Origin of the sequence: Tsukamurella paurometabola, from assembly GCF_900631615.1 — a bacterium.
Taxonomy (GTDB): Bacteria; Actinomycetota; Actinomycetes; order Mycobacteriales; family Mycobacteriaceae; genus Tsukamurella; species Tsukamurella paurometabola_A.
On sequence record NZ_LR131273.1, the window covers coordinates 3,919,442 to 3,941,581 of the forward strand.

A 22,140-nucleotide genomic window follows, 5' to 3' on the forward strand; every position below is an offset into this window, starting at 1 on the left:
GAGAAGACCGACCACCGAAAGGCACGACCATGACCCAGGCACGCATCGCCATCATCGGCGCCGGAGTGGTGGGAGCCACCGCCGCGCTCGTCCTCGCCCGCGCCGGCCACCCCGTCGACCTCTACAGCGACCGCACCGCGGAGCAGCTCCGCGACGACGTCCCCGCCACCGGAACCGCCGTCCTCTTCGGGCATTCGCGGGACGTCGACCACACGCTGGTCGAGGAGCTCTACCCCGACGCGCCGTTGTCCACCGGGATGAACACCCGCCTGAACACCGGCGAACCGGGAGCGCTCGAGCAGGTGCTCGCCTTCGACCCGGACTTCACCTACACGGCCGCGGGTATCGACGTGCGGCTGCGCGCGTACGACCGGATCCGCCTGTTCGAGCAGGCGGGCGGCACCGTCCACGTCGAGACCGTCACCCCGAGGAACTCGACGCCATCGCCGCCGCGCACGACCTGACACTGGTCTCCACCGGCAAGGGCGGACTGTCGAGCCTGTTCCCGGTCGACGAGGCGCGCACCGTCTACCGCAGCCCGCAGCGGCACCTGCTCGCCGCGGCGTTCACCGGCCTCGGGCACGGCGACGACGTCTTCACCGCGCGCGGGCACGGCGCCGGGGCGCACAACGTCTTCAACCTGCACACCGACCACGGCGAGATCTGGATCGGGCCCTACTGGCACAAGGACGCCGGCGCCACCTGGAGCGTCCTCGGCTTCGCCAAGCCCGAGGGCGACTGGGTGCAGCGCTGGGGCGAGGTCACCGACGCGCAGAGCGCCCTCGAGGTGGTCGTGAGCATCTACCGCGACTACTTCCCCGACGACCTGCCCGACATCGAGAAGCTCCGGGTCATCGAGAAGGACCGCCACTCGTGGCTGCGCGGCGCCGTCACCCCGACGGTGCGCCAGGGCGTGGGGTACACCCGCAGCGGACGCCCCGTCCTCGCGCTCGGCGACTCCGCGATCGCCTTCGACCCGATCGCCGGACAGGGCGCCCAGACCGGCCTGATCCAGGTCGCCGCGCTGGCCAAGGCCATCGAGGCCCGGGGCTCGGACTTCACCGCCGAGTGGATCACCGACCAGTTCGACCGGCACTGGGAGGAGCGCGGCCACGCGGCCGCGGAGGTCACCCGCCTGTTCCTCGGCGACCCGGATTACGCCTTCGCCGCCGGCCTGCTGTTCGCCGGAGCGGTGGCCGACGACACCGTGGGCGCCGCGCTGTTCGGCCTGCTCTCGGAGCCGGCCCCGATCCTGGACTTCCGGACCGAGGCCGACGTCGAGCGCTTCATCGACGACGCGAAGAAGTCTGCGGAGGCGTACGAACGGGTGTAGCGTCCCGCGGAATGGACATCCTGCGGACGAAACCCCTCGCCAGGATCAAGGCCGACGGTGCCGCGGAGGGCGGCCTGCGGCGCGATCTGCGGCTGTTCGACCTGATCGGCTTCGGCGTCGGCATCGTGATCGGGACCGGCATCTTCACCCTGACCGGCGTACAGGCCAAGGTGAACGCCGGTCCCGGCATCGCGATCTCCTTCATCGTCGCGGGCGTGGTCAGCCTGTTCGCGGCGCTCTGCTACGCCGAGCTGGCCTCCGCCGTCCCCACCGCGGGCAGCGCCTACACCTACGCATACGCCACGATCGGCGAGGTCTTCGCGTGGATCATCGGCTGGGACCTGCTCCTCGAATTCGGGCTCGGCGCCGCCGTCGTCTCCCGCAGCTGGTCCGGCTACCTCGCGGACCTGTTCGGACTGCCACCGCACCTGTTCACGGAGGAGGCGCCCGTCAACGTCGGTGCGATCCTCGTGATCGTCGTGCTCGGCGTGATCGCCACCGTCGGCATCCGGGAGTCCGCCCGCGTGACGAACCTGCTGGTGCTGGTGAAGGTCGCGATCTCCGTGTTCGTGGTGATCGTGGGCGCCTTCTTCATCACCCGCTCCAACCTGGTGCCGTTCGTCCCGGAGTCGGTGCCGGCGGAGTCCACGGGCAACACCATGGACCGGCCGCTGATCGAGACGATCCTCGGCGGCGCGCCGTCGCACTTCGGCGTCGCGGGCATCCTCACCGCCGCGGCGGTCGTCTTCTTCGCCTATACCGGCTTCGAGGCGGTGGCGAACCTCGGCGAGGAGGCCCGGCGGCCCGAGCGCGACATGCCGCGCGCCCTGATCGGCACGCTCCTCGCCTGCACGCTGCTGTACGTGCTGGTCTCGGTGGTCCTCACCGGCATGGTCAAGTACACCGACATCGATTCCAGCGCCCCGTTGTCGAAGGCGTTCGACGTGGTCGGGGCGTCCTGGGCGGGCGACCTCGTCGCCATCGCCGCGGTCGCGGGCCTGACGTCGGTGATCTTGGTCGAACTGGTGACGATGGGTCGGATCGGCTACGCGATGGGCCGCGACGGCCTGATCCCGCCGTCCGTGGCCAAGGTGTCGCCGAAGTTCGGCACGCCGACTCGGCTCACGGTGATCATCGTCGTGGTGTGCGCCCTCATGGGCGGGTTCATCCCCATCGAGGCGCTCTCGGAGATGGTGAGCATCGGCGCGCTCTTCGCCTTCCTCCTCGTCTCCCTCGCGGTGCCGATCCTGCGGCGCACCAAGCCGGACCTGAAGCGCCCGTTCAAGGTTCCCTTCTCCCCCGTCATCCCGGTCCTCTCGGGCCTGGCCTGCATCTACCTCATGCTGAACCTCGCCGTGGCGACGTGGCTGCGCTTCCTTGTGTGGTTCGCGCTCGGCGTCGCGATCTATCTCCTCTACGGTCGGCGCCACTCGGTGTTGGGGAAGGAGGCGGGCGTGGCAGACTCTGGCGAGTGACGGTGCGCATCGGTCTGGTCGGAGCGGGTCCCTGGGCGCGGGAGACCCACGCCCCGGCACTGGCCGCGCATCCGGCCGTCGACTTCGTGGGCGGATGGGCCCGTGACCCCGCGGCAGCGGCCGAGGTCTTCCCCAGGGCGTTCCCCTCCCCGGCGGAGCTGTTCGACGCCGTCGACGCCGTCGCCTTCGCCGTGCCACCGGACGTGCAGGCGCAGCTGGCCGTGCAGGCGGCCCGGGCCGGGAGGCACCTCGTCCTCGACAAGCCGATCGCCCTGGACCTCGATGGCGCCGTCGCCCTCGCCGACGCGGTCGAGGCCGCCGGCGTCCGTTCGATCGTCGCGTTCACCCGCCGCTTCGCGCCCGAGACCCGGGACTTCCTCGCCCGCACCGCGGAGCTCGGGCCCGTCGCCGCGGAGGCGCAGTGGCTCTCCGGCGCGGCACTGTCCGGCAGGTTCGCGGCGTCCACGTGGCGCCACGAACAGGGCGCGCTGTTCGATGTGGGGCCGCACGTCCTGGACCTCCTCGACGCCGCCGCCGGACCGATCACCGGCGTGGACGCCGCCCGGTACGACGCGACGAGCGACACCTGGACCGCCCAGCTCGGTCACGAGGGCGGCGGTGCCTCGTCCCTCTCGCTGTCACTGCGGACCCCCGTCCTCCCGACGGTCATGCGCGTGTCCGCCCATTCCGCGCACGGGCTGGCGGTGCTGGAGAGCCGTGAGACCCCGTCGATCGCGTGCTTCCGCGTGCTGCTCGACGAATTCCTCGCGTCCGTCGCCGCCGGCACGGACCATCCGCTGAACGTGCGCCACGGGCTCGACCTGCAGCGCGTGATCGCGCAGATCCGGGCCGCCGCCGGTCCGGCGGCCCGGTGAGCGCGGGGTCGCGCGGCGCGGGCGGCCCCGCGTCGCCGGGGCCCGAGGTCGCCCGGGCCTTCATCGAGCGGTCGCTCGACGGCTTCTTCGTCCACGACGAGGACGGCCGGCTGGTCGCCGTCAACGCCGCCGCGTGCACGAGCACCGGCTACACGCGCGCGGAGCTGCTCCGCATGAACGCGCTCGACGTGGTGCAGGTCAGCGCCGACGAGGCGCGCCTCAACTGGGACCTCGCGATGGCCGGCACGATGCGCGTGATCCCCGCGATGCATCGCCGGAAGGACGGCAGCACCTTCCCCATCGAGGCGCACCTGTTCTGCCACGAGATCGACGGGCGCCGTTACATCGCGGGACTGACCCGCGACATCTCCGAACGGGTGGCCTCCGTGCGCGCGATGAGCGACGCGCAGCGCCGCCTCGAGGAGCGCGTGGCCGAATCGGCGCATCACTCGGAGCGGGTCGCGAGCCTGCTCCAGGCCGTGATCGACGCCGCACCCGACCTGGTGTACATCAAGGACCGGGCGGGCCGGTACCAGTACATCAATTCGGCGGTCGCGGAGCTGGCCGGGATCTCCCCGGCGCTCGCGATCGGTTCCGACGACACCGTCGTCTTCCCCGCCATCGCCGAGACCCTCATGGCGACGGACCGGGAGATCATGGACTCCGGGATCGGCAACGAGGTCGAGGAGTACCCGGAGGTCGACGGCGAGCTGCGGACCTACCTGTCGAACAAGGCCCCCTACTGGGGCGCCGACGGCGAGGTCGTGGGCCTCATCGGCATCTCCCGCGACATCACGGCCGCGCGCCGCGATCAGGACCTGCTCCAGCACGCCGAGGCGCGCTGGCAGTTCGCGATCGACGGCGCGGGCGACGGCATCTGGGACTGGGACGTCCCGTCGGGATCGGTGTTCCGATCGCAGCAGTGGCGGGCACTGCTCGGCTACGCCGCCGAGGACCTGGGCGAGACCCTCGACGACTGGGCGAGCCGCGTGCACCCGGACGACTACGCCCGGTCGTGGAGGATCATCCAGGCGGTCGTGCGGGGCGAGATCGCCGAGTTCTCGGTCGAGCACCGCATGCGGACCAAGGACGGCAGCTGGCGGTGGGTCCACGATCGCGGTCGTGCGATGGAGGTCGGCCCCGACGGCGTCCCCACCCGGTTGATCGGCACCCTGACGGACATCACGGAGCGGCGCCGGGCCGAGTCCGAGATCCGCGAGCTCAACCGCAGGCTGCGGTGGCGCGCCGATCACGACGACCTCACCGGGCTCCTGGGCCGGGCCGGGTTCATCGAGCGCGCCACGGACGTCGTCGAGCAGCGCCGGGCCGACGGGGACGCGCTCGCCGTGCTGTGGATCGACCTCGACTCGTTCAAGCGGATCAACGACTCGCTCGGGCACAAGATCGGAGACCAGGTACTGCAGGTGGTGGCCCGGCGACTGCAATCGGCGAGCCTGCCCACCGACCTGGTCGCGCGGCTGGGCGGCGACGAGTTCGTCGTGCTGCGCCCGCGCGTGGACGCGGCGCGGCGCACCGCCGACTGGGCGGAGCGCGTCCGGGGCGCGATGGCCCGGCCGGTGGAGGTCGACGGGGTGCACCTGACCGTCACCTGTTCGATCGGTCTCGTCGAATCGGGCGCGGCGGACGACGGCATCACCCAGCTCCTCATCGACGGCGACCTGGCGCTCCTGCAGGCCAAGCGCGACGGGCGCAACCGGATCGTGCAGCACTCGGCCGGCCTGCACGCCCCGCAGCAGGAACGCGTGGCCCTCGCGACCCACATCCGGTCCGTGATCGCGCGCGGCGAGGTCGTGGTGCGCTACCAGCCGGTCGTCGACCTCGCGACGGGTGCGATGGTGGGCGCCGAGGCACTCGCCCGCATGCCCGGCCCCGACGGCGAGGAGCTCAGCCCGGCGGGCTTCCTCCCCCACCTCGAGGCGTTGGGGATGCTCCCCGACCTGGCGCGCATCGTCCTGGACCGCGCCTGTACCGATTTCGCCGCGGCCCCCGAGCTCGGCTGGGTGTCGGTGAACCTCGCCTCCGAGGACCTCGCCGACCCGCAACTGCCGCACGTGGTGGAGGACGCGCTGGCGCGGAGCGGGCTGGAACCCGCCCGGCTCATCCTCGAGATCAACGAGCGCGTGGTGCCCGAGCGGCACGTCCTGGCGGCGACGCACCGCCTGATCGAGCTCGGCATCCGGATCGCGCTGGACGACTTCGGCACCGGCTGGTCGAGTCTCGCGCAACTGCGCGACCTCAACCTGGCCCTGGTCAAGATCGACCGCTCCGTGGTCACGGCGTCGACGGGGCACGACGACCCGCAACTCGAGGCGATGCTCGACGCCGCGGTCGCCATGGCCCGGGCCCTCGACCTCGACGTCATCGCCGAGGGGATCGAATGCCCGGCCGAGTCCGCCGCGCTCGCCGCGGCCGGCGCCCACTACGCGCAGGGCTTCCTCTGGTCCCGCCCCGTCGACATCGACCGCCTGCCGCGGTGGGCGGACCCGGCCGCGGCGCAGTGACGACGGCCGCCGTCGGCGCGGCCGGAAGTCCGCCGTCCGGCGCTACCCTGGGGACATGACGCACCCCGGCGACCCCGCGCAGCCTCCGCCCTCCCGGCCCGTACCCCCGGAGCCGGCCGCGGCGGCGCCCGAGCCGATCGACGCGGAGATCGTCGACCCGCCGCCGAGCGGGCCCGTGGCGCCGTCCTACGAGGAGGTCACCGGTTACACGGCGGCGGGCGTCCCCACCTTCGACCACGTCCGGGACAAGATCGAGCGACGCACCACCACGGCGCTGGGCGCCGAGGAACTGGCGCACGGCACGGCCGCCGCGCAGGACGCGGAACGGGCCTTCGCCGAGCGCGAGAAGGCGGCGAAGGCCAGGCTCGAGGAGATCCGGCGATCGCTGGGCTCGCCGACGCCGCCCCCGGACGCGCCGGAGGCGTAGCGGCGCACCGTCAGGCCAGGCCTCCCGACAGGTACTCCGCGTAGGCGGGCAGGTCGAGCTGGCCGTGACCGGACAGGCCGATGACGAGCACCTCGTCCGCGTGTTCCCGGGCGTAGTCCGCGGCCGCCGCGATGGCGTGCGTCGCCTCCGGGGCCGGCACGATGCCCTGCGACCGCGCGAACAGCACACCCGCGGCGAACGCATCGTTCTGCTCGATCGCGACGCCCTCGACCAGGCCCAGTTCCACGGTGTGGCTCAGCGCCGGCGACATGCCGTGGTAGCGCAGGCCGCCCGCGTGGATGGGGTCCGGGACGAAGTCCATCCCGAGGGTGTGCATCTTCAGCAGCGGGGTCGAGCCCGCCACGTCGCCGTGGTCGTAGCGGTACTCGCCCTTCGTGATCGACGGGCACGCCGCCGGCTCGGCCGCGACGATGCGCGGGTCCTGCCGGCCGTGGATCTTCTCGCGCAGGAAGGGGAAGGCGAGGCCCGCGAGGTTGGAACCACCGCCCGCGCAGCCGAAGACGACATCGGCGCCCTTCTCGTGCAGGTTCAGCTGCTCGACGGCCTCGAGGCCGATCACCGATTGGTGGAGCACCACGTGGTTGAGGACACTGCCCAGGGCGTAGCGCGCCTCGGGGTCCTGCGCCGCGACCTCGACGGCCTCCGACACGGCCATGCCGAGGCTGCCGGTGGTGTCCGGGTCCTTCGCCAGCATCGCGCGACCGGCCTCGGTCAGGTCCGACGGGCTGGGGTGCACGGTGCCGCCGTAGGTGCGCATGAGGTGGCCGCGGTAGGGCTTGGAGTCGAAGGAGGCGCGTACCTGCCAGACCTCGACGTCGATGCCGAACTGGGCGCCCGCGAAGGAGAGAGCGCTGCCCCACTGGCCCGCGCCGGTCTCCGTGGTCAGCTTCCGCACACCGTCGATCGCGTTGTAGTACGCCTGGGCGACGGCCGAGTTCGTCTTGTGCGAACCGACGGGGCTGACGCCCTCGTACTTGACGTAGATGCGGCAGGTGGTACCGAGCGCCTGCTCGAACTTGCGGGCGCGGATCAGCGGCGACGGGCGCCACATGGCCAGGATCTCGCGGACCGGCTCGGGGATCTCGTGGTACGCCTCGGTCGACGCCTCCTGAGCGATGAGCCCGGACGCGAAGAGCGGGGCCAGGTCCTCCGGCTGCACCGGCTCCCGGGTGCCCGGGTGCAGGTGCGGCGGGATCGGGGTGTCGAGTTCCGCGGCCAGGTTGTACCAGTGCGTGGGTACCTCCACGGTGGTGATGTCCTGGTGCGGGGCGGCGTCCGAGAGTGTCATGGATCACAGGGTAGAACGACGGGTCTCCGCCGGTTCCCCACAGGTCCGTCTTATCGAAGCCTCCTATCCTGAGCGCGTGCGAGGACAGGAGGGTGACCGGTGAGCCCGCTGCGGAATCTGCAGCTCACGGCGGGTCCGGTGCCCCTGTTGTTGCTGATGGCCGGCGCTGCGGCGCTCGCCGGGCTGCTCAGCGTCACCCGGCGCACGGGCTCGGCCCGGGCGGTGTTCGCGTGCGTGGGTGCCGCCCTCGCGCTCACCGCGGTCGTCGACTACCTCGTCGAGTTCGTGTGGAAGCCCTTCCCCGACCGCCTCGACCCGCTGGTGCTGCTGTGGATCGCCCTCGGGGTCCTGGCCCTGCTGTTGGCGGGGGTGAGCATCGCCCGGTCCCGGTCGTGGCGGTCCGCAGCGCTCAGCGCCCCCGCGGTCGGCCTCGTGATCCTCATGGGTGCGGGCCAGGTGAACTCGCTGTACTCGGCGTACCCCTCGGTGGAGGACCTGCTGCCGGTGGATTATCCGGCGACGGTGCCGCGCCCCTCCCCCGGCACGAACGCCGAGCGCGGCGTCGTCGTCCGGGCGACGGTACCGCCCACCCGCTCCCGGTTCGCCGCCCGGCGGACTCTGGTCTACCTGCCGCCGGCCTACCTGTCCGGTGCCCGCGAGCGGCTTCCGGTGCTCGTGCTGCTGCACGGGCAGCCCGGCTCGCCGCGCGACTGGTTCGCGGGCGGGCGGCTCGCACGGACGATGGACGCCTACGCGCAGCGGCGCGGCGGCGCCGCCCCGATCGTGGTGGTGCCGGACGCGACGGGCGGGCAGTTCGAGAATCCGCTGTGCGCCGACTCGCGACGCACCCGCGCCGCCACCTACCTCGCGGAGGACGTGCCCGCGTGGGTGCGGCAGAACCTCGCCGTCGAGACCGCGCCGCGGGCCTGGGCCGTGGGCGGGTACTCCTACGGCGGCACCTGCGCGCTCCAGTTGGCCACGCGGTTCCCCGACGTCTTCCGCACCTTCCTCGCGCTCTCCCCCGAGGCCGAGCCCGATCTCGGCGGCGGGCGCGAGGCCACGATCCGCGAAGCCTTCGCCGGCGACCGCGCAGCGTACGCCCTCGCCGACCCGATGACGCAACTATCGCTGCGCCGCTACCCGGACTCCGCGGGGGTGCTCGTCGCAGGCACCGGCGACGCCGCGTCCTCCGCGGCCGCCGGACGGTTCGCCGCGGCCGCCGGCCCGGCCGGCATGGATGCGCGCGTCCTGCGCCTCCGCGGCGGGCACGACTTCTCGGTGTGGTCGGGCGGGCTCACCGCCGAACTCGACTGGCTGGGCCGCCGGCTCGGCCTGCCCGGCTAGGCGCTCCGCCTACGTGCGCAGGAGGGCCCCGGCGGCGAAGTCGCCCGCGTGCGCGAATGCGGCCAGCACGACGTCCTCGCCGGCGCCGATCCGTCCGTCGGCGCGGGCGGTCGCGAAGGTGTGCGGGACGCCCACGGCGAACAGGTTGCCGCACTCGTCGAAGGTATCGGGGTGCCGCTCGGGCGGGAGCTCGAGCGCCTCGCGCCAGTTCCGCAGGAAGGTGCGGTTGGGCTGGTTGGTGACGAGGTGCCCGACGTCCTGTCCGCGCAACCCGCCCGCGGCGGCCGCGGCGAGCGCGACCTCCGGGACGAGCCGGTTGCCGCGGGCCAACACCTTCGCGATCTTGGCCTCCGTGAAGCCGACGTGCAGTTGGCCCTCGCCGGCCTCCCAGTACTTGCGTGGCGGCTCCACGGCGGCGGTCATGTCGCCGGCGTACTCGCTGTGCTGCGCGCACACCACCTCCCGGACCTCGAGCCCTCCCGCCTGCGGGTCGGCGACGACGAGCGCGGCCGCGGCGCCGTCACCCGGGATCGCGGCCTGCGGCAGCGTTCGCACCCGGTCCTGGGTGAAGACGTTGCCGGCGGCGTTGGTCGCGGTGAGCAGCAACGCCGACCGCGCGGTGCCGGCGGTGAACATGGTGCGCGCCAGGTGCAGCATGAGCAGGAAGGCAGCGCAGCCGCCGTTGTGGATGTCCAGCACCAGCGACGGCCGGGTGCCGAGCCGCCGCACCACGTCACCGCCGCAGCCCACGACCGGCAGGTCCGGCAGCTGCGAGTGGCTCAGGACCACGTCGGCCTGCAGGGCCTCGTCGCCGACCTGCTCGCGGAGCCGGTCGATCGCCGCGCACATGAGGTCGACGTTCGACTCCCCCGCGGCCGCGTGGTGCCGGTACGCGGGCGGCGCGAACATCGGATTCGATGTCAGCGTGCGGCTGTCGGCGTCGGCGTACTCGCGGAAGTAGTCCGCGGGGACGCGGTTCTCGGGAAGGTACGAGGCGAGGCCGACGATGCGCGGGTTCAGCGCCGGGGCGGTCATGACGCCATCCAGGCGGGCTTGACCGGCTCTCCCTGCGCGTGCCGGTGCTCGGCGATGGCCTTGAGGTTCTCCAACTCCATCTGGTGACCGGCGGAGAACGTGTCCCACAGGTCGCCGACCCACACGGGCCGTCCGGGCGGCGCCGTCTCCGGATAGGGGTTGTCGTCGTAGAACGGGTGGTGGCAGTTGACCCACAGCACCACGGAGCCGGGCCGGTTCAGGACCGGCTGCGCGTCGACGATCCGCATCAGGTAGATCATCCAGAGGTGTTTCCCCTGATCCCAGGCGCAGTGGTAGTCGACGGTCCGCGCGTCCGGGTGCGCGACGGTGCGGGTGTAGATCTCGGTGTCGGCGCCGAGCATGTCGCGCGCGACCCACAGGCCCGGCTCGTCGGTCTCCCGGAAGCCGCGCAGGCTGTAGGTCCACTCCTCCAGCGACCTGGTGTCGGACAGCCAGTCGTACAGCTCGTCGGGCGGCGCGTCCACGTAGGACTGCACCGGGCAGAAGTCGCCGTAGATCTGCTGGTGCGGGTACACCGACCGGAGTCGGTCGACGAGGATCGGCTGCGCGACGGGGCGCGGGTGACTCTCGATCCGGATGGTTCCCTCGATGTCGATCGCCGGGATCATGAACGCTCCTTCGCGGTGTCGGGCAGCAGCGCTGTGAACGGCGGGATCTCCGTGGGGTCGGTCGCGATCTCCAGGCACGACGGTCCGCGGCCGGGGCCGGACAGGAGCGCGGCGGCGGCGGACCGAGCACCGTCGGGCGTGGTGACCGAGCGGACGGGCAGGGTCGGGAACATGGCGGCGAGGCCGTCGGCGATCCGGCTCGGCCGGAACCGGTTGATACTGGTCAGGTCGGGGAAGAACTTCTCCTCGCGGGCCACGCACATGGCGTGGGCGTCGTTGTTGAGCACGACGAGCAGGACCGGCGCATCCGCCTCGATCGCGGTGTGGATCTCCATGCCGTGCATGAAGAACGCGCCGTCGCCTGCGAGGATCACGGTGGGGCGGCCGGTGGCGATCGCGGCGCCGATGCCGGCCGCGATGCCGAACCCCATGCCGCCCATGCCGAGTGCCACCAGGAAGCGCGTCCCGGTGCCGAGCGGAAGGCGATGGACCGCCGCGGCGCCGGCGTTACCGGCGTCGGCGAACACCAGGGCGTCGCCCGGGATCGCGGCGGCCAGCGCGTCGACGGCGTCCGCGCAGGTCATCAGCCCCGAGTCGTTCCGGGGCACCGTGATCGGTACGGGGGCGGTGTCGGTCCACGGGGTCCGCCGGCGAGCGCCCGCGGCACCGGCGAGCGCTCGGGTGTACGCGGTCAGGTCGCGGGCCGACTCGTGGATCGTGACCTCCCGCAGCGGCGGCTCGGCGGCGACGTGCACCGCGCAGGTGACGTCCAGCGCGGCGTCGAGTCCGCTGCGGTCCATGAGGTCGAGGTCGGTGCCCAGCGTGAGGATCAGGTCGGCCTCCGCGGCGACGCGGGGCACCGACGGATGGCCCATGACGCCCGCGACGCCCACGACGCCGGTCCGCGGCGCGGCGTCCCGGCCGTTGGGTCCGACGGCGACGACCGCGCCCGTGGCGGCGGCGAGCTCGGCGACCGGGCCGGCGAGCCCCGCCCGGGACGCCGCCTCACCGAGCAGGATCAGGGGCCTGCGTGATGCGCGCACGAGCCGGATCACCTCGTCCGACGGAGCCTCCGGGCCGGGAGGGGCGGGGGCACGGTTCACCGATCCGGAGTGCTCCGCGAGTTGGACGTCCTTGGGCAGCAGGAGCGCTGCGGGCAGCCCCTGCTCGAGGGCCGCGAGTGCCCCGTCGAGCGCGGGAGCCAGGTCCTCCGGGACGGAGACCTTGGCGGCGAAGCCCGTGACTCCGCGCAGCACGGCGAGCGCGTCGACGGTGCGCGGGGCGGCGCACATGTCCTGGAAGGCACCGCGCCCCTCCGCAGCGGTCGGGGGGCTGCCGATCAGCGCGAGGACCGGCGATCGGGATTGATGCGCCTCTGCCAGGGCCGGAACGCAGTTCATGGCCGCCCCGCCGGAGGTCGCGATCAGGCAACCGGGACGGCCGGTCATGCGGGCCGAGCCGTCGGCCATGGCCCCCGCGCCGAACTCGTGCTTGGCGATCGTCACCGTCAGGCGACGGCCGGCGGGCGCGCGGAGGAGGGCGGCGAAGAGGTCCTCGGAGTTGGCGCCGTGAATGCCGTACGCGTGACGAAAACCGTACGCATACAAAGCATTTGCAATCACGTCCGCGACCTTCTGCGTCACGGATCCCACAGTAGGCCGGTGTGATGCGCACCACAACCGAGCAGGCGAACGCCGTCCGCTTAAGGCTGCGATCGCGCCAGTCGCCGGCCGAAGCCCTCCGCGGCGGCGAGATCCACGGCGCTGGGACGTCCCTTGTTCATGCCCCCGACCAGGGCGAACGGGCCCATCGTGTCCAAGCCGCGGCAGTGGAACACCTCGGGGGCGACGTGGAAGCCCACCGTGGTGAGTTCGTCCGCGAGAGCGCGGGTGTACCGACGCAGCGGCGTCTCCGGCAGACCGCTGGTGGCGTAGACGAAAGCGGTGCCACGGGGCCTCGCCGTGAGCCCACGAACCAGACGGACGAGCTCGGGGTCGAAGGCCATCCAGTAGACGCCCGAGCCGAATCCGACCAGGTCAGCGATGTCGATCTGCTCCTCAGTCACCTCGGCGGGCGCCAGCACCGGCGCGGCCAGCACCCCGGCGATCCGATCGGCCACCTTCCGGGTGTTGCCGTGGTGGGAGGACGCGCAGATCACCAGTGCCGACATGGCCCCATCGTGACACGGACCGGCGGCCCCCGCCCCGCAGCCGGTCCCGGCCGCGCACCGTACGACTTCCGGGCGACGGCCGGTATCGGGCATTCGTCCGATACCACCGCGGTGGCGCCCTGCCTAGCGTTCGACACGGACCAGAGAAGAAGGAGCCACTATGACCACCTCCGATGCCGTCGATCTCACCTGGATCAGTGCCACCGATCTCGCGGCCCGGGTCGCCGAGGGCAGCGTCTCCGTGCGCTCGGTCGCCGAGGCCGTGATCGACCGCGTCGAGCGGATCAACCCCGCTCTCAACGCGATCGTTCACTTCGACGCCGAGCAGGTCCGCGCCGACGCGGCGGAGCTCGACCGGCGCCGCGAGGCGGGTGATGACCTCGGTCCGCTCGGCGGCGTGCCGTACACGATCAAGGACCTCACCGCGCAGAAGGGACGCCCACTCACGTTCGGGATGCTGCCCTTGAAGGATCAGGTCGCCGATGCGGACGCGCCGATCGTGGAGCGGCTCGCCGCCGCGGGCGGACTCTTCCTGGGCCGCACCAACACCCCCGAATCGGGCTATTACGGCGGAACGGACAATCATCTGTTCGGCCCGACCCAGAACCCGTGGCGCGCGGGGTACACGCCCGGTGGCTCGTCCGGCGGCGCGGCCGCGGCCGTGGCCGCAGGACTCGGGCCACTCGCCGAGGGGAGCGACGGCGGGGGTTCGGTGCGGGTGCCCGCGGCACTGTGCGGGGTCGTCGGCTTCAAACCGAGCAGGGGCCTCGTGCCGCAGACCATCATGCCCGGCCGGTTCTACGAGTGGGCCCATCACGGCCCGATCACGCGGACCGTCGCCGACGCCGCCCTCATGCTCGACGTCGTGTCCGGGGCCGACAGTCGCGATCCGATGTCGTTCCCGCGGACGGGCTCCTCGTTCGGATCCGCCGTGCGCGCAGCGACCGCCGAAGGCCTGCGCGTCGCCTACTCCCCCGACCTGGGTTTCGGCCACGTCGACCCGGAGGTGGCGGGGATCTGCGCGGCCGCCGTCGAGCGACTCGCGACGGCCGGCGCCACCGTGACCGAGGCGACGCCCGCCTGGGGCGATCCGGAGGAGGCGATGTGGAACGGCGTCTGGCTTCCCGCCTTCGCCTCCGAGCACGACCTGCTCGACTGGCGGGCTTCACGGGGCACGGTCGACGACGAACTGATCGACGTGATCCTCGCCGGCGAGCACCTCACCGCCGTCGACATCGGTCGCGCCGACGTCTTCCAGGGTGCGATGTGGGACACGTACGCCGCGTTCATGCACGACTACGACGTGCTGATCTCCCCGACGCTGGCGACGGCGGCGTTCCCGAACGACCGGTTCGCCCCGGAGTGGCTCGACGGTGAACCGCTCCGTCGCCGTCTCCTCGGTTGGCTGCTGACCTACCCGTACAACATGCTCACCGCGCCGGCACTGTCCGTCCCGGCGGGCTTCACGGCCGGCGGGCTGCCGGTGGGACTGCAGATCGCGGGCGGGCACCACGCCGACGCCGTGGTGCTCGCCGTGGGAGCGGTGCTGGAGCAGGTGAACCCGTGGCTCGATTCGACTCCGGCGCTGGCGGAGTGACGACACAATGACGGCATGACGACGTCCCCGCCGGTGGCCGACGCGCAGTGGCTGGTCGAACTCACGCGCGCGGCGCTCCCCGCCGCCGCGGGGGCGCTCTGCTTCCGGGAGTCCTCGAGGGCGGTGATGCGACCACACATCACGTGGGGCTACCGCGAGCCGGTCCGGCGGTACCTCGCGGGCTCGATAGAGGCCGAGCCCGCGTTCACGGCGGTCGTCGCCGATCCGGGGCGCCCCCTGTTCTGGGAGGACCTCCCCGGATTCCGGAACGGTCCCACCGCCCGATCGCTGCTCGCGCCCGCGGGGTTCCGCGAGGGCACGTCGATGGCCCTCACCGACGGCACCGAGCTGATCGGGGCGATGCATCTCAGCTTCGACAGTCCCGACGTCCCGCCGCATGCCCGTGGATTCCTGGTGTGGCTGTGCCCACAGCTGGTCGCCCTGGCGCGGAACGCGACGGCACCGTCGGGCACGGTGCTGACGGCCCGGGAACTTGACGTGCTGCGCCTCCTGGCCGACGGTGCGACCAACCGCCGAATAGCCGGGGCACTCGGGATCGCGCTCTCGACCGTCGGGTCGCACGTCGAGCACATCTACGCCAAGTTGGGCGTGTCCAGTCGCGCGGCCGCGGTGGCGCGCGCGGCCCGCGATCGCCTGCTGCCCTGACGTGGGCTCACGCCCCGGACCAACGGTCCACGTCGGCCTGGGTGATCTCCACGGGGCCCTGCTTCGGCTGGGTGATCCGGATCTGGTTGCCGAACGGATCCCGCAGAGCGCAGTCGATGCCGTAGGGCTGCTCCTGCGGCTCCTCGGTGAACTCGACGCCCTGGGCGCTGAGCTTCGCGTAGGCGGCGCGACAGTCGTCGGTCGTGAGGATGCAGGCCACGCCGAGCGCACCCCTGGTGAGCAGATCCCGCTGCGCGGCGGTCGTCTCCGGGCTACCGCCGGCCACTCCCGGGACCTCCAGGAGGAGTTGGCGCTGCGGCTCGGACGGCAGTGCGACGGTCAGCCAGCGCATGAACCCCATGTCGACGTCGTCGTGGACCTCGAAGCCCAGCTTGCCGACGTAGAAGTCGAGGGCCTCGTTCTGGTCGAGGACGAACACGGACGTGATGGCGATGGAGGTGAACATGGCACTGAGCCTACGAAGCCCGCGTGGGCTCCGCTTATCCGAAACTGCTCAATCCGACGGCCGCGTCCACGCCCGGATGACGCACCCCGGGGCGCGCACCGGGGCGACCTCGCGGCGGTACAGGGACGGCGAGCGCCCCACGATCTTGCGGAAGGTCCGGCTGAACGTGCCGGACGAGCCGAAGCCCACGTCGAACGCGATGTCGGTGATCGCCAGGTCGGTGTCGCGCAACCTCGCCATCGCGCGTTCGATCCGGCGGCGCTGCAGGTACTTGTGCGGCGTCTCGCCGAAGACCGCGGCGAACTCCCGGGAGAAGTGGGCGGCCGACATGTGCGCGATCCGCGCCACCGCCGGGACATCGAGGGGCTCCGCGTAGTGCCGGTCCATCGCGTCCCGTGCCCGGAGCAGGCGCCGGTTGACGTCCTCCCGGGGCGACAGCTCAGGCACGGGTGCGCAGATCCCGCGCGTCAGCGTCCGTCGAAGGCGTCGAGGATCCGCTGCGCCGCGAGGGCGGGGGTCAGCGAGCCGTCCTGGACCGCGGCCTCGACCTCGGACCGCACCGAACGGACCCCGTCGGAGTGCTCGACGCGGCCGAGGATCGCGTCCCGGACCATCGTCCAGGTCCAGTCGACCTGCTGTTGCCGGCGGCGGCGGTCGAACTCCCCCGCCTCCTGCAGGGTGGTGCGGTGCCGCAGAATCGCGTCCCAGAACTCGGGGATGCCGGTGCCCTCGACGGCGCTCTGCGTGAGCACGGGCGGGCGCCACAGGGAACCGCGCGGGTGGATCAGGCGCAGCGCGCTCGACAGCTCGCGGGCCGCGACGCGCGCCTCCACGACGTGATCGCCGTCGGCCTTGTTGACCGCCACCACGTCCGCGAGCTCGAGCACGCCCTTCTTGATGCCCTGCAGCTGGTCGCCGGTACGCGCCAGGGTGAGGAAGGCGAACGTGTCCACCATGTTCGCGACGGTGACCTCGGACTGCCCGACGCCGACGGTCTCGACCAGGATCACGTCGAAGCCGGCGGCCTCCATGAGCACCATCGTCTCGCGCGTGGCCTTCGCGACGCCGCCGAGCGTCCCCGAGGTGGGCGACGGCCGGATGTACGCGCGCGGGTTCACGGCGAGGGTGCCCATGCGCGTCTTGTCGCCCAGGATGGATCCGCCGCTGCGGGTGGACGACGGGTCCACGGCGAGGACGGCGACCTTGTGCCCCAGCGAGATCAGGTGGTTGCCCAGCGCCTCGATGGTGGTCGACTTCCCCACCCCGGGCACGCCGGTGATGCCCACCCGGGTGGCGATCGGCGCGTCGGGACCCGGGGTCACCGCGAGCAGGAGTTCCTGCGCGAGGGCCTGATGGTCGGGGCGCCGCGATTCCACGAGGGTGATCGCGCGCGCCAGCACGGCGCGCTTGTCGGCCCGGACCCCTTCCGCGAGCTCGGCGACGGTCATCACGCCAGCGAGTACCCCAGTTTGTTCCCCAGCTCGTGCAGCAGGTTCACCGCGGCATCGGCGATGACGGTGCCGGGCGGGTAGATCGCCGAGGCGCCGGCCGCGTACAGCTCGTCGAAGTCGCCGGGCGGAATGACGCCGCCGACCACGATCGTGATGTCCGGTCGGCCGACCTCCGCGAGCGCGTCGCGCAACGCGGGCACGAGCGTCAGGTGCCCGGCGGCCAGCGACGAGACGCCGACGACGTGCACGTCGTTGTCGGCGGCCTGCTGCGCGACCTCCTCGGGCGTCGAGAACAGGGGGCCCACGTCCACGTCGAAGCCGAGATCGGCGAAGGCGGTGGCGATCACCTTCTGGCCGCGGTCGTGGCCGTCCTGCCCCATCTTGGCGATGAGCACGCGGGGACGGCGGCCGTCGGCCTCCTCGAACTTCTCGACCAGCTCGGTAGCGGTCTGGATGTTATCGGCGGAACCCGCCTCGTCGCGGTACACGCCACTGAGCGTACGGATCTCGGCCTGGTGCCGGCCGTAGACCTGCTCCAGTGCATCGGAGATCTCGCCGACGGTGGCCTTGGCCCGGGCCGCGTCGATCGCCAGGGCGAGGAGGTTGTTCTCCAGGTTCGCCCCGCCCTCGGCGGACGCCGCCCGGGTGAGGTTCGCGAGGGCGGCCCGCACCTCCTCAGGGTCGCGCTCCGCGCGCAGCCGCTCGAGCTTGGCGAGCTGCTCGGCACGGACCTTCGAGTTGTCGACCTTGAGCAGCTCGATCGCGGTGTCCTCGGCCACCTGGTACTTGTTCACGCCGATCACGGGTTGGCGGCCCGAGTCGATGCGCGCCTGCGTCCGTGCCGCGGCCTCCTCGATGCGGAGCTTCGGGATGCCCTCGCCGATGGCCTTCGCCATGCCGCCGGCCTCCTGGACCTCACGGATGTGGGCGCGGGCGCGCTCGGCCAGCTCGTGCGTGAGCGTCTCGACGTAGTACGAGCCGCCCCACGGGTCGATCGGCCGGGTGGTGCCCGACTCCTGCTGCAGCACCAGCTGGGTGTTGCGGGCGATGCGCGCGGAGAAGTCCGTGGGCAGCGCGATGGCCTCGTCGAGCGCGTTGGTGTGCAGCGACTGGGTGTGGCCCTGCGTCGCCGCCATCGCCTCGACGCAGGTGCGCGCGACGTTGTTGAAGACGTCCTGCGCGGTGAGCGACCAGCCGGACGTCTGCGAGTGCGTGCGCAGCGACAGGGACTTGCTGTTCTTCGCGTCGAACTCGGCCACGAGCTCGCTCCACAGCAGGCGCGCGGCGCGGAGCTTGGCGACCTCCATGAAGAAGTTCATGCCGATGCCCCAGAAGAACGACAGGCGCGGCGCGAACGTGTCCACGTCGAGGCCCGCCTCGATGCCTGCCTTGATGTACTCGACACCGTCGGCGAGGGTGTACGCGAGCTCGAGATCGGCCGTGGCCCCGGCCTCCTGGATGTGGTAGCCGGAGATCGAGATGGAGTTGAACTTCGGCATCTTCTGCGAGGTGTACGCGAAGATGTCGGAGATGATCCGCATGGACGGCACCGGCGGATAGATGTAGGTGTTGCGCACCATGAACTCTTTGAGGATGTCGTTCTGGATGGTGCCGGCGAGCTTCTCGGGGCCGACGCCCTGCTCCTCCGCGGCCACCACGTAGAGCGCGAGGATCGGCAGGACCGCGCCGTTCATGGTCATCGAGACGGAGACGCCGCCCAGGTCGATGCCGTCGAAGAGCTGCCGCATGTCGAGGATCGAGTCGATGGCCACGCCGGCCATGCCCACGTCGCCGGTGACGCGCGGATGGTCGGAGTCGTAGCCGCGGTGCGTCGCCAGGTCGAAGGCCACCGAGAGGCCCTTCTGCCCGGCGGCGAGGTTCCGCCGGTAGAAGGCGTTGGACTCCGCGGCGGTCGAGAAGCCCGCGTACTGCCGGATCGTCCACGGCTGGTTGACGTACATCGTCGGGTACGGGCCGCGCAGGAACGGCACCGCGCCCGGGTAGGAGTCGACGGGGTACCCCGCCGCGGCGACGGCGTCGCGGTCGGCCCGCGTGTAGACGGGCTTGACGTCGATCCCCTCCGGAGTCGTCCAGGTGAGCTGCTCCGGGGTGTACGCGTACGCCGCCGCGGAGGCCTCGACGAAGGCGTCGACGTCGGCGGACGACGGCGTCGCGCCGGGTAGTTCCTCGAACGGGACGTCGGCGAAGCTGCCGATGGTGGTGTCAGTCATCTCATGCCCCCAGCCGGGTCAGCAGATCGTCCAGCGCCGTGGCGGCGTCGATCTTCGCGTGCAGATAGATGTCGATGAGGCCGTCGTCGACGGTGCCCGGCGCACCGGCCAGGAGCACCAGCCAGCCCTCGTCGCGCAGAGCGCGGGCCAGCGCCTCGCCCTCCTCGACGTACCCGGCGTCGGATCCGGCCAGCGCGGCGATCTTCGCGCCCGGCGTGCCGTCGAGGGTGGCCGCGCCGGCGGCCTGCTCGGCCGCGTCGAGGACCGTCTCGATGCCGCCGGAGGCGAGGAGGTTGGTCAGGAACGTCGAGCGGCCGTTGTGCTGCGCGACGGTACCGATCGTCACCATCCGGACCCGCGGACGCACGCCGTGCTCGCGCAGGAAGGCGTCCGAACGGGTGCGCAGGGCCTCGAACGGCGCGGCGTGGGCCCGAACGACGGGGCCGTTGGTCGCGGCCGACGGTGCCACCGGCGGCTCGGCCAGGTTCGGGAACTCGTTCACCCCCGTCAGCTTCTTCGCGCGCCGGGCCACGGCGGCGTCGCGGCGGTCGGCGGACTCTCCGAGCTGCGTCGCGATGGTCTCTTCGGCCGCACCGCGGGCGAACCCGCCCGCGGCCTCGACGGACTGGAGAACGGCCCAGGCCGCGCGGGCGAGGTCGTCGGTGAGCGACTCGACGTGCCACGAGCCGGCGCCGGGGTCGACGACGCGGCCGAGGTTCGACTCCTCGAGCAGCAACAGCTGGGTGTTGCGCGCGATCCGTCGCGCGAAGGCGGCGGAGTACCCGTCGACGCCGCCGGGCAGTGCCTCGTCGTAGTCGAGGGTGGTGACGTAGTCGGCGCCGCCCAGGCCCGCGCCGAAGGCGGCGACGGTGGTGCGGAGCATGTTGACCCAGGGATCCCGCTGGGTGGTCGCGGCGAGCGAGGTGACGGCGTGCACGGGGGCGTTGCCGGCCTCCGCTGCGCCGAGCTGCCGCGCGACCCGCGCCCAGACCGTGCGCCAGGCGCGGATCTTGGCGAGGGTGAGGAACTGGTCGTCGGTGGCCGCGAGCCGCACGGTCAGCTGGCGCAGCGCGGCGGCCACGGGGAGGCCCGCGGCGACGAGAGCGCGCACCTGGTCGAGCGCTGCGGCGGCGGTCAGGCCCAGCTCCTGCGCCGCGGTCGCGCCGGCGTTGTGCAGGTCGGCACCGTCGGCGACGAGCGCGCGGACGTCCTCGGCGCGAGCATCGGCGGCACCGGCCAGTTCGACCGCCTCGTCGAGGGTGACGTCGGAACGACCGACCACCTGCGAGGTGAGCGGTGCGGCACCGAGGCTGACACGCACCAGGTCGGCGCGGTAGGCGTCGGACTGCGCCGCCCTGTCGAGGGCCGCGTACACCTGCGCGGCGGCGTCGGCCGCGCGGCCGCCGGCGGTGAGCAGGATCGGCGCCATGTCCGGGTAGACGCCCTCGAGCAGCGGGGCGGGATCGGGACGGGTCAACCAGAGCGCGCTCGAACCGGACTCCAGCGCGCCGAGCACGTCCGCCGAGTCCGTCGTGCCGTCGAAGCGCTCGGCGACCTTCCAGCCCAGGCGCACGTCCGGGGTCGGGTTCCCGCCGCGGACGAAGGGAAACGCGCCGGGCAGGGGCGCCTCGGGCAACTCGTCCCGCTGCGAGTAGAGCGGCGCGATCTGCACCCCGTCGTCCTCGGTGGGGGTGGTCAACGCGGCGATCGGGTCCTCGGGCGGCGTCCCGCCGCGCGACTTCGCGAGCACGGCGCCGACGGACTCACGCCACGCCTCAAAGGGACTGTCCACCACGTGGGCCTCCTCACCTGTGGCCGCGCACACGCACGGCCGCGCACGCGCCGTCGCGTCACAACGGCGTCCGAGAACCCACGTTAACCGATTGCGTTCGCTACGCCCCAGTAGGGTCGTCCCGTGGGTGCCAACGAATCTCGGATCCGGCCCGGCGACCGCGGACTGGTGGTCCGGGCGGCGGTCGGCGGTGCCGTGATCCTCGGACTGGTCGCGCTCGGCATGCTGTTGCCGCACCCCGGCGCCGCCACGATCCGGGCCTGGGCGGATTCGACGGGACCGTGGTTCCTCGCCCTGTTCTTCGTCGCGCACGCGGTGGTCACGATCCTCCCGATCCCGCGCACCATGTTCACGGTGTCCGCGGGGTTCCTGTTCGGCCCGGTGGTGGGGATCGCGGTGTGCATGGCGGCGTCGACCGTCGCGGCGTCGGTCGCCTTCCTCGGCGTCCGGGAGATCGACCGCCGGCACCCGTCGCGCGTCATCGCGCGGGCCCGGGAGCACCGCGCCTACGCGCCGATCGCCGCCCGGCTCCGGGCCCGGGGATGGCTGGCCGTGGGCTCGCTGCGGCTCATCGCCGCCGCGCCCTTCTCGCTCGTCAACTACGCCTCGGCGCTGTCCCCGGTCCCGTTCTGGCCGTACTTCGGGGCGACGGTGGCGGGGCTCGCGCCCGGCACGATCGCCGTCGTCCTGCTGGGCGACGCGCTCACCGGCGAGTCCTCGCCGTGGCTCGTCGTGATCAGCGGGGTCCTGATGGCCACCGGCATCGCCGGGCTGCTCCTCGACGCCCGGATGCCTGCAAGCCGAGAGGCTTGACGCAG

The 22,140-nt window shown here is 72.5% G+C and carries 20 protein-coding genes; 10 read left to right on the forward strand and 10 right to left on the reverse strand.

Translation table 11 applies throughout. The annotated features are described in order from the left end of the window. The first annotated feature begins 29 nt into the window (after nt 1-29). The 6 genes from ELY19_RS23890 to ELY19_RS19625 are packed head-to-tail and all read left to right on the forward strand — an operon-like array spanning nt 30 to nt 6,632. Entirely contained in the window at nt 30-464 is a 435-nt protein-coding gene (locus ELY19_RS23890) for a 3-hydroxyacyl-CoA dehydrogenase NAD-binding domain-containing protein (protein WP_227966976.1), read from the forward strand. Nucleotides 465-499: 35 nt separating this feature from the next. Continuing rightward, entirely contained in the window at nt 500-1,333 is an 834-nt protein-coding gene (locus ELY19_RS23895; protein WP_232015644.1) for a styrene monooxygenase/indole monooxygenase family protein, read from the forward strand. A gap of 11 nt (nt 1,334-1,344) precedes the next feature. Further along, nucleotides 1,345-2,808 carry an amino acid permease gene (locus tag ELY19_RS19610; protein WP_126197743.1) on the forward strand — a complete coding sequence of 488 codons (1,464 nt, stop codon included), beginning with the start codon at nt 1,345-1,347 and terminating at the stop codon, nt 2,806-2,808. Further along, nucleotides 2,805-3,683 (forward strand): Gfo/Idh/MocA family protein, encoded by an 879-nt coding sequence (locus tag ELY19_RS19615; protein WP_227966978.1) that lies wholly within the window; start codon nt 2,805-2,807, stop codon nt 3,681-3,683. The genes ELY19_RS19610 and ELY19_RS19615 overlap by 4 nt, the downstream gene beginning before the upstream one ends. Next, a complete protein-coding gene (locus ELY19_RS19620) occupies nt 3,680-6,205 on the forward strand; it encodes a sensor domain-containing protein (RefSeq protein WP_164711661.1) in 2,526 nt (841 codons plus the stop codon). The genes ELY19_RS19615 and ELY19_RS19620 overlap by 4 nt, the downstream gene beginning before the upstream one ends. 55 nt (nt 6,206-6,260) lie before the next feature. Next, nucleotides 6,261-6,632: a hypothetical protein gene (locus tag ELY19_RS19625; protein ID WP_126197746.1), complete on the forward strand. Its 372-nt coding sequence runs from the start codon at nt 6,261-6,263 to the stop codon at nt 6,630-6,632. 10 nt (nt 6,633-6,642) lie between these two features. Here the strand turns inward: ELY19_RS19625 and ELY19_RS19630 are convergent, their stop codons facing one another. Continuing rightward, nucleotides 6,643-7,941 carry a TrpB-like pyridoxal phosphate-dependent enzyme gene (locus ELY19_RS19630; RefSeq protein ID WP_126197748.1) on the reverse strand — a complete coding sequence of 433 codons (1,299 nt, stop codon included), beginning with the start codon at nt 7,939-7,941 and terminating at the stop codon, nt 6,643-6,645. A 99-nt stretch (nt 7,942-8,040) separates the two neighbouring features. Between ELY19_RS19630 and ELY19_RS19635 the strand changes: the two genes are divergently transcribed. Beyond that, nucleotides 8,041-9,285, forward strand: a complete 1,245-nt coding sequence (locus tag ELY19_RS19635) for an alpha/beta hydrolase (protein ID WP_227966979.1) — start codon at nt 8,041-8,043, stop codon at nt 9,283-9,285. 9 nt (nt 9,286-9,294) lie between these two features. On the opposite strand, the gene ELY19_RS19640 is transcribed toward ELY19_RS19635, so the two are convergent. From ELY19_RS19640 to ELY19_RS19655, 4 genes are read right to left on the reverse strand one after another with little or no spacing between them, the layout of a single operon-like run. Beyond that, nucleotides 9,295-10,305 carry a 3-oxoacyl-ACP synthase III family protein gene (locus ELY19_RS19640; protein ID WP_416222727.1) on the reverse strand — a complete coding sequence of 337 codons (1,011 nt, stop codon included), beginning with the start codon at nt 10,303-10,305 and terminating at the stop codon, nt 9,295-9,297. Between the two features lie 11 nt (nt 10,306-10,316). Then, nucleotides 10,317-10,949, reverse strand: a complete 633-nt coding sequence (locus ELY19_RS19645; RefSeq protein WP_126197753.1) for an SRPBCC family protein — start codon at nt 10,947-10,949, stop codon at nt 10,317-10,319. Then, a complete protein-coding gene (locus ELY19_RS19650) occupies nt 10,946-12,592 on the reverse strand; it encodes a thiamine pyrophosphate-binding protein (protein ID WP_126197755.1) in 1,647 nt (548 codons plus the stop codon). The genes ELY19_RS19645 and ELY19_RS19650 overlap by 4 nt, the downstream gene beginning before the upstream one ends. A gap of 59 nt (nt 12,593-12,651) precedes the next feature. Beyond that, a complete protein-coding gene (locus ELY19_RS19655) occupies nt 12,652-13,119 on the reverse strand; it encodes a flavodoxin domain-containing protein (RefSeq protein ID WP_126197758.1) in 468 nt (155 codons plus the stop codon). Between the two features lie 160 nt (nt 13,120-13,279). Between ELY19_RS19655 and ELY19_RS19660 the strand changes: the two genes are divergently transcribed. Then, entirely contained in the window at nt 13,280-14,716 is a 1,437-nt protein-coding gene (locus ELY19_RS19660) for an amidase (RefSeq protein WP_126197760.1), read from the forward strand. Between the two features lie 15 nt (nt 14,717-14,731). Continuing rightward, a complete protein-coding gene (locus ELY19_RS19665; RefSeq protein WP_126197762.1) occupies nt 14,732-15,382 on the forward strand; it encodes a helix-turn-helix transcriptional regulator in 651 nt (216 codons plus the stop codon). A 7-nt stretch (nt 15,383-15,389) separates the two neighbouring features. On the opposite strand, the gene ELY19_RS19670 is transcribed toward ELY19_RS19665, so the two are convergent. The 5 genes from ELY19_RS19670 to ELY19_RS19690 are packed head-to-tail and all read right to left on the reverse strand — an operon-like array spanning nt 15,390 to nt 21,325. Next, nucleotides 15,390-15,848 (reverse strand): VOC family protein, encoded by a 459-nt coding sequence (locus tag ELY19_RS19670; RefSeq protein WP_126197764.1) that lies wholly within the window; start codon nt 15,846-15,848, stop codon nt 15,390-15,392. A gap of 48 nt (nt 15,849-15,896) precedes the next feature. Continuing rightward, nucleotides 15,897-16,295 carry a helix-turn-helix domain-containing protein gene (locus ELY19_RS19675; RefSeq protein WP_416222714.1) on the reverse strand — a complete coding sequence of 133 codons (399 nt, stop codon included), beginning with the start codon at nt 16,293-16,295 and terminating at the stop codon, nt 15,897-15,899. Nucleotides 16,296-16,315: 20 nt separating this feature from the next. Beyond that, entirely contained in the window at nt 16,316-17,296 is a 981-nt protein-coding gene (gene meaB / locus ELY19_RS19680) for a methylmalonyl Co-A mutase-associated GTPase MeaB (protein ID WP_126197766.1), read from the reverse strand. Continuing rightward, nucleotides 17,296-19,530 (reverse strand): methylmalonyl-CoA mutase, encoded by a 2,235-nt coding sequence (scpA, locus tag ELY19_RS19685; RefSeq protein ID WP_126197768.1) that lies wholly within the window; start codon nt 19,528-19,530, stop codon nt 17,296-17,298. The genes meaB and scpA overlap by 1 nt, the downstream gene beginning before the upstream one ends. A 1-nt stretch (nt 19,531) precedes the next feature. Next, entirely contained in the window at nt 19,532-21,325 is a 1,794-nt protein-coding gene (locus ELY19_RS19690; protein WP_197715936.1) for a methylmalonyl-CoA mutase family protein, read from the reverse strand. A gap of 120 nt (nt 21,326-21,445) precedes the next feature. On the opposite strand from ELY19_RS19690, the gene ELY19_RS19695 reads away from it, so the two are divergent. Continuing rightward, on the forward strand, nt 21,446-22,135 hold the full coding sequence (locus ELY19_RS19695; protein ID WP_197715937.1) for a TVP38/TMEM64 family protein: 690 nt from the start codon (nt 21,446-21,448) through the stop codon (nt 22,133-22,135). Nucleotides 22,136-22,140: the final 5 nt, after the last annotated feature.